This window comes from Sphingobacterium shayense, assembly GCF_013179575.1.
GTDB classification, from domain to species: domain Bacteria; phylum Bacteroidota; class Bacteroidia; order Sphingobacteriales; family Sphingobacteriaceae; genus Sphingobacterium; species Sphingobacterium shayense.
In genome coordinates, this window is record NZ_JABMCQ010000216.1 from 1 (window position 1) to 5,480 (window position 5,480).

At 39.6% G+C, this 5,480-nt stretch carries 6 protein-coding genes; 5 read left to right on the forward strand and 1 reads right to left on the reverse strand.

What is annotated here, in order from left to right; translation table 11 throughout:
- The 3 genes from HP439_RS17470 to HP439_RS17480 form a co-directional block, all read left to right on the forward strand.
- The coding region (locus HP439_RS17470; RefSeq protein WP_172391617.1) for a deoxynucleoside kinase at positions 1 to 256 on the forward strand (256 nt) is incomplete at its 5' end.
- Positions 257 to 688: 432 nt separating this feature from the next.
- The gene (locus HP439_RS17475) at positions 689 to 1,147 is read left to right on the forward strand and encodes a peptidylprolyl isomerase (protein ID WP_172391618.1); all 459 of its coding nucleotides are present in this window, start codon (positions 689 to 691) and stop codon (positions 1,145 to 1,147) included.
- A 10-nt stretch (positions 1,148 to 1,157) separates the two neighbouring features.
- Positions 1,158 to 1,568 carry a DUF5606 family protein gene (locus tag HP439_RS17480; protein WP_172391619.1) on the forward strand — a complete coding sequence of 137 codons (411 nt, stop codon included), beginning with the start codon at positions 1,158 to 1,160 and terminating at the stop codon, positions 1,566 to 1,568.
- A gap of 107 nt (positions 1,569 to 1,675) precedes the next feature.
- On the opposite strand, the gene HP439_RS17485 is transcribed toward HP439_RS17480, so the two are convergent.
- Positions 1,676 to 2,752: a PA0069 family radical SAM protein gene (locus HP439_RS17485; protein WP_172391620.1), complete on the reverse strand. Its 1,077-nt coding sequence runs from the start codon at positions 2,750 to 2,752 to the stop codon at positions 1,676 to 1,678.
- A 254-nt stretch (positions 2,753 to 3,006) separates the two neighbouring features.
- Here HP439_RS17485 and HP439_RS17490 point away from each other — a divergent pair, with 254 nt between their 5' ends.
- Together HP439_RS17490 and HP439_RS17495 are read left to right on the forward strand one after the other, a co-directional pair.
- Positions 3,007 to 4,233, forward strand: a complete 1,227-nt coding sequence (locus HP439_RS17490; RefSeq protein ID WP_172391621.1) for a metallophosphoesterase family protein — start codon at positions 3,007 to 3,009, stop codon at positions 4,231 to 4,233.
- A 2-nt stretch (positions 4,234 to 4,235) separates the two neighbouring features.
- Positions 4,236 to 5,480 (forward strand): AAA family ATPase (locus HP439_RS17495; protein WP_172391622.1); only part of this gene is annotated, 1,245 nt, incomplete at its 3' end.

The window sequence follows — 5,480 nt, forward strand, 5'->3', positions numbered from 1 at the left end:
GGATTTGTTAATTTATTTACGTGCTTCTGTCCCAACCCTTGTTAATAACATTCAAAAAAGAGGACGTGATTACGAATCTGCGATCCGCTTAGACTATCTCTCAAAATTAAATGAGAAATACGAGAAATGGATAGGTAACTATAACGAAGGAAAACTTCTAGTGTTAGACAAAGATAACCTTGATTTCGCGCAGAAGCCAGAAGATTTGGGTGTGGTGATTGAAAAAATAGAAGCCGAAATGTTTGGCTTGTTTTAGAGAACCCACTGTGTTGCAGCGCCATTCAAAGCTTAATAACACCTATCTGTTTCTAAAGTTAGCAAATTCTTTAAGAACGCTTCATTACAATTTTCACGGCGTCTGTCTAACATGAAAACAAATGGATGCTAAGGCCAAGTAGCGACGATACTCCTTAAAATTCGATGATCAATACCGCACAATTAGCTTCGAACTTGTTTTCATCAGTATCTTCTATAAAATAGAAAGAAGGCGGTCGAATATCTCGCTGGTTCTAAAACCAAAGCAAGTGCATAGATTCCACCTCAATCTGTTCGAAATCTCTCTTATTTCGTTGTTTCACAGAAAACGAAATCCCTGAATCTAAACATCTTATCAATTCATCCGCCCAAGACAACAAGCATTTCGTTTAGAAATTTTATCTTTGCATTCCATACGTAAAATAAAAAGACTATGAGCAAAGCTATTATTAAGACAGAAAAAGGCGACATGACTGTGCAATTCTACACAGAAGACGCACCGAATACCGTAGCAAATTTCATTAAATTGGCAAAATCTGGATATTATGATGGATTGACTTTTCACCGTGTGATACCTGATTTTGTAATCCAAGGCGGATGCCCCAACACCCGTGAGGGAGCAACCGGAATGCCTGGTACCGGTGGACCTGGGTATAAAATCGACTGTGAACTAACGGGAGAAAACCAATACCACGACCGTGGCGTATTATCAATGGCACACGCAGGACGTAATACTGGCGGATCACAATTCTTCGTTTGTCACAGCCGTAACAATACCGCTCATTTGGACAGAAATCACACCTGTTTCGGCAAAGTTATCGAAAATGTAGACATCGTAGATGATATCCGTCAAGGTGATCGCATTCTAGGTATAGAAGTTATTGAAGATTAATTAAATACCTATGAATTTAAGAGCATTAGTATCAGTTACAGGTAAACCAGGATTATTTAAATTGATTGGCCAGAATAAAGGAGGCTTTATACTGGAGACTTTAGACGAGAAAAAAATCAAATCTACTGTTAGCATTTCGACAACGAAGATGGCTACTCTAGAAGATATTACTATTTACGGTGAAGAGGATGAAATTCGTTTGGTTGACGTCTTACAAGCAATTAAAGATCTTGCTGTAGAAACCCCAGACTTAAAGGCTGACGGCGAAACTTTACGTGCATTTTTCCGAGAAGTAGCACCAGGTCATGATGAATCTCGCGTATATTCTTCTGACATCAAAAAAATAGTTTCTTGGTACAATATCCTGAAAGATTTACCTCTATTTAACGAAGAATCTCCGGCCCCTATCCAGCAAGGATAGTAGCCGATATCAGAAGAGGACACATCAGCGAAGTGTACTCGAATAGTATACAACATTTAGTATACAATTTTTGGGTACCGTACGCAGAGTGATTTGTCCTCTTTTGTTTAAAACAAGCGTAGTTGGACAGGACGTGTTGGCGATACAAATAAATCGTTTCTTAAAACCGGTGGTGCACAATCCCCCATGTGTTTCTTTCTAGCCAACCGAAATAATTGTTTTATCCCTTCTGCAATCTTTCCATCTCCTGCAATTCTTCTTCCCCATTCACTGTCATTCAACTGACCACCATGACATTCTTTGATCCCATGTATGATCTTTTCAGCGGCATCAGGATAATTCTTGTGTACCCAATCGCAAAATATATGAGATACAGCTCCATTTAAACGAACAATCGTATAGCCCGCCCAAACCGCCCCAACATTTGCAGCTTCTTTGATAATATCAGCCATCTCCATACTGTTAATACCTGGAACAATTGGGGCGATTAACACTGAAACAGGTATATTGCGATTTGCAAATGATTCAATTAGTTTTAATCGCGCCCCTGCTGTTGCTGTTCTGGGTTCCATCTTGCGACGTACATCCTCATTTAAGCTGTTTATTGTCACCGTAACGGAAACTAACCCCAGTGACGCAAGTTCCTGTATAATATCAATATCTCGGAACATCAAGACATTCTTACTGATGATCGACACGGGATGTTTGTACGCTAACATCGTTTTTAAAATCCCTCTGGTGATCTTAAATTTACGTTCTATCGGCTGATAACAGTCCGTATTACCGGACAGAAATATGGTCTGAGGATCATAATGCTTTTTTTCAAACTCTTGCTTTAACAAATCGATTGCATTTTGCTTTACAATTATTTTTCTCTCAAAATCTAAGCCTGCGCTATACCCCCAGTATTCGTGACTATTCCTAGCATAGCAATAGACACATCCATGTTCACAACCCTGATAAGGATTAAGTGATTTTGAAAAACCTATGTCCGGACTATTAACCTTGGATATAATAGTTTTAGGATAGCTATAGATAATAACGGTTTTACTAGATTCTAAAAAAGGCTCATCCAATCCTTCTTGAAATTCTTGCGAATATTCATGCTGAAAAAACTTGTTATTAGGATTGACCTGTGCACCCCTACCTTTAAAATAATATTCATCATTGTTGTTCGAAACCATGAGCAAATATACTAAATTTAATAGCTATTACTAAAATTATGAGTTTTTAATGCGTTAAAAAAATGCCACATTTTAAGAGCCGCTTGATGCCAATCGGAAATACGTGAATTAAATAAATAGCCATGATCGCCAGTTCGGCCCTTCTACGGGCTTTGCCAACGAACGAGACAATCGCAAGCAATCTTTCACATTTCTTAACCTAATTTTTGTTTAGTTTTCGTTAATTTTATTGCTTGAAATAAATCTTTTCATACATGAAAATATTACATACAGGGGATTGGCACTTAGGCAAACGATTAGATAATTTCTCTAGGATAGAGGAGCAGCGCGAAGTACTCTCCGAACTCTGTGAACTTGCTGACCAACAACAGGCCGATGTGATAGTCATAGCGGGGGATTTATTTGATAACTTCAATCCTGCGGTGGAAGCAGTAGAACTCCTGTACCGTACTCTACGCCAGTTATCCAAAGATGGTAAACGACCGGTGATTGCAATTGCCGGAAATCACGATAGTGCAGATCGTATTGATGCACCTGACATAATAGCGCGCGAATGCGGCATTTTATTCGTTGGCTACCCGAAAGCTCATATACGTCCCTACGCGATCACTTCTGGATTTTCGATCACTAAAGCAGCTCCGGGATTTATGGAAATTCAACTGCCAAACTTCTCCTATCCTTTGCGTGTACTCCATACTGCTTTTGCAAATGAACTCCGATTAAAGCAGTATCTTGGACTGGAAAACAAGGAACAACAATTAAACGAATTGTTAAAAGCTCATTGGAACGAACTCGCTAGTCAGTACTGCGACGATACGGGTGTAAACATATTAACCGCCCATTTATACCTATTGGAGCGAGGGGGAGAAATAATCGAGGAGCCAGAAGGTGAAAAACCGATAAAAATAGGCAATGCCGAACTAATTTTTTCGGACTGTATCCCAGAGGAAATACAATATACTGCGCTGGGTCATCTTCATCGTTACCAGCAAATTCGTGGGCACAATGCGCCTGTCGTATACCCAAGCAGTCCATTAGCCTATTCATTTTCCGAAGCTGGACAACAAAAAGGGGTAGTATTGGTCGAATTGTTTCCTCAGAGCAAAGCAGAATACACATTCTTACCATTGAGATCAGGACGCAGTCTACAACGCAAACGCTTTCAGGAGATAGATGAGGCGATTGTCTGGTTAAAAGCAAACCCATACACGCTTGTCGAACTTACCCTTGTAAGTGATGAATTTATTAGTTCTGCGGATCTAAAAAGAATCCATGAAGCACATGACGGCATCATTCATATCATACCGGTTGTACGGTCACAGCAGTCAACCAATGCCAACAATAAATTAATTAATCTTGAACAAGACCTCGATTTATTGTTCAAAGATTATTTCCAGTTTAAATATGCGCAAGAGCCCAACGCGGAAATAATGGACTTATTGAAAGAGGTAATCAACAACACTACAAACACGGAGGACTAGATTTGTTACCACTATATCTCAGTATTGAAGGACTATACTCCTATCAACAAAAACAAGAAATTGATTTCACTACTTTAACCCAAGCTGGTCTATTCGGTATATTTGGAAAGGTTGGATCTGGTAAATCTTCCATTCTGGAAGCGATCGGATTTGCGCTATACGGCGAAACCGAGCGATTAAACAAACAGGAAAAGCGAACGTATAACATGCTAAATTTAAAATCCAACACAGCATGCATTGTATTTGACTTTTTAAATTTCCAAGGAAATAAATACCGATTTGTAGCTCAGTGGCGGCGACGCAAGAAGTTCGAAGATACAACCACGCTTGAACGAACGGCCTACCAATGGTTAGATGATCGGTGGACACCGATACCTTCAGCTGATGGGTCCGAGATTACAAACTTAACGTATGCAAACTTTAGAAGAACGATTATTATCCCGCAGGGACAATTTAAGGAGTTCCTAGAGCTTCGTGGTAAAGATCGATCTGAAATGATGAAAGAAATTTTCAACTTAAATCGATTCGACTTAGGCCGCAACGTTTCTGATTTGCAACGAGTGAATAACAGTAAACTAGAGATTTTGAAGGGAGCACTTTCTGGGTTTGAAGAAATCAGTGCAGATTCCATACTCGACAAACAACAGGAACTTGTTAAAGCACGACAGGCCCTGCAAACTATAAAATCCGAACATACGCTGCTAGAAACCGAAATAACACGTTTAACACAAGCTAAGAAATATAGAACTGAGCTCGCCAAGAAGAAAGAATCTCTAGAACAATTTATCGCCGACGAAAAAAAAATCAAACAACTGGAACAAGAAGTGGAGATTTATGAGGCGACTAATCGTGCTTTCCGCGACCTGCTAAACCATACGCATTCCCTAAATAAGGACAAAGAACAGCTCACACACAAAATTGAGCAACTCGATAGCAAAAAACAGACGGTACTAGATCAACTTGAGCAAAAAGAAGAACAATGGAATGCGATCGCTGCAGATTATGTTCAAATCGAACGATTTAAAGCACAGAATGAAGATTTGAAGCTTCTTTCCCTTATTGTAAAACACCAGGCCACTTACTCTGCGAGTTCAAAGCGGTTACTAGAGGGCCAGCCCCATCTCGACGAAGCCCAAAATGAGGAACAAAACCTGTCCGTTGAACTCGAAAAAAAAGAGAAAGAACTCGAGGATCTAAAAGCAAATAAATTAGACACAGCGGTACTCCTTAACATAGAAGCTTGGTAT

Coding starts and splice junctions, on each gene's coding strand:
- HP439_RS17485 (WP_172391620.1), bottom strand. CDS start 2,752: ATGGTTTCGAACAACAATGATGAATATTATTTTAAAGGTAGGGGTGCA.
- HP439_RS17490 (WP_172391621.1), top strand. CDS start 3,007: ATGAAAATATTACATACAGGGGATTGGCACTTAGGCAAACGATTAGAT.
- HP439_RS17475 (WP_172391618.1), top strand. CDS start 689: ATGAGCAAAGCTATTATTAAGACAGAAAAAGGCGACATGACTGTGCAA.
- HP439_RS17480 (WP_172391619.1), top strand. CDS start 1,158: ATGAATTTAAGAGCATTAGTATCAGTTACAGGTAAACCAGGATTATTT.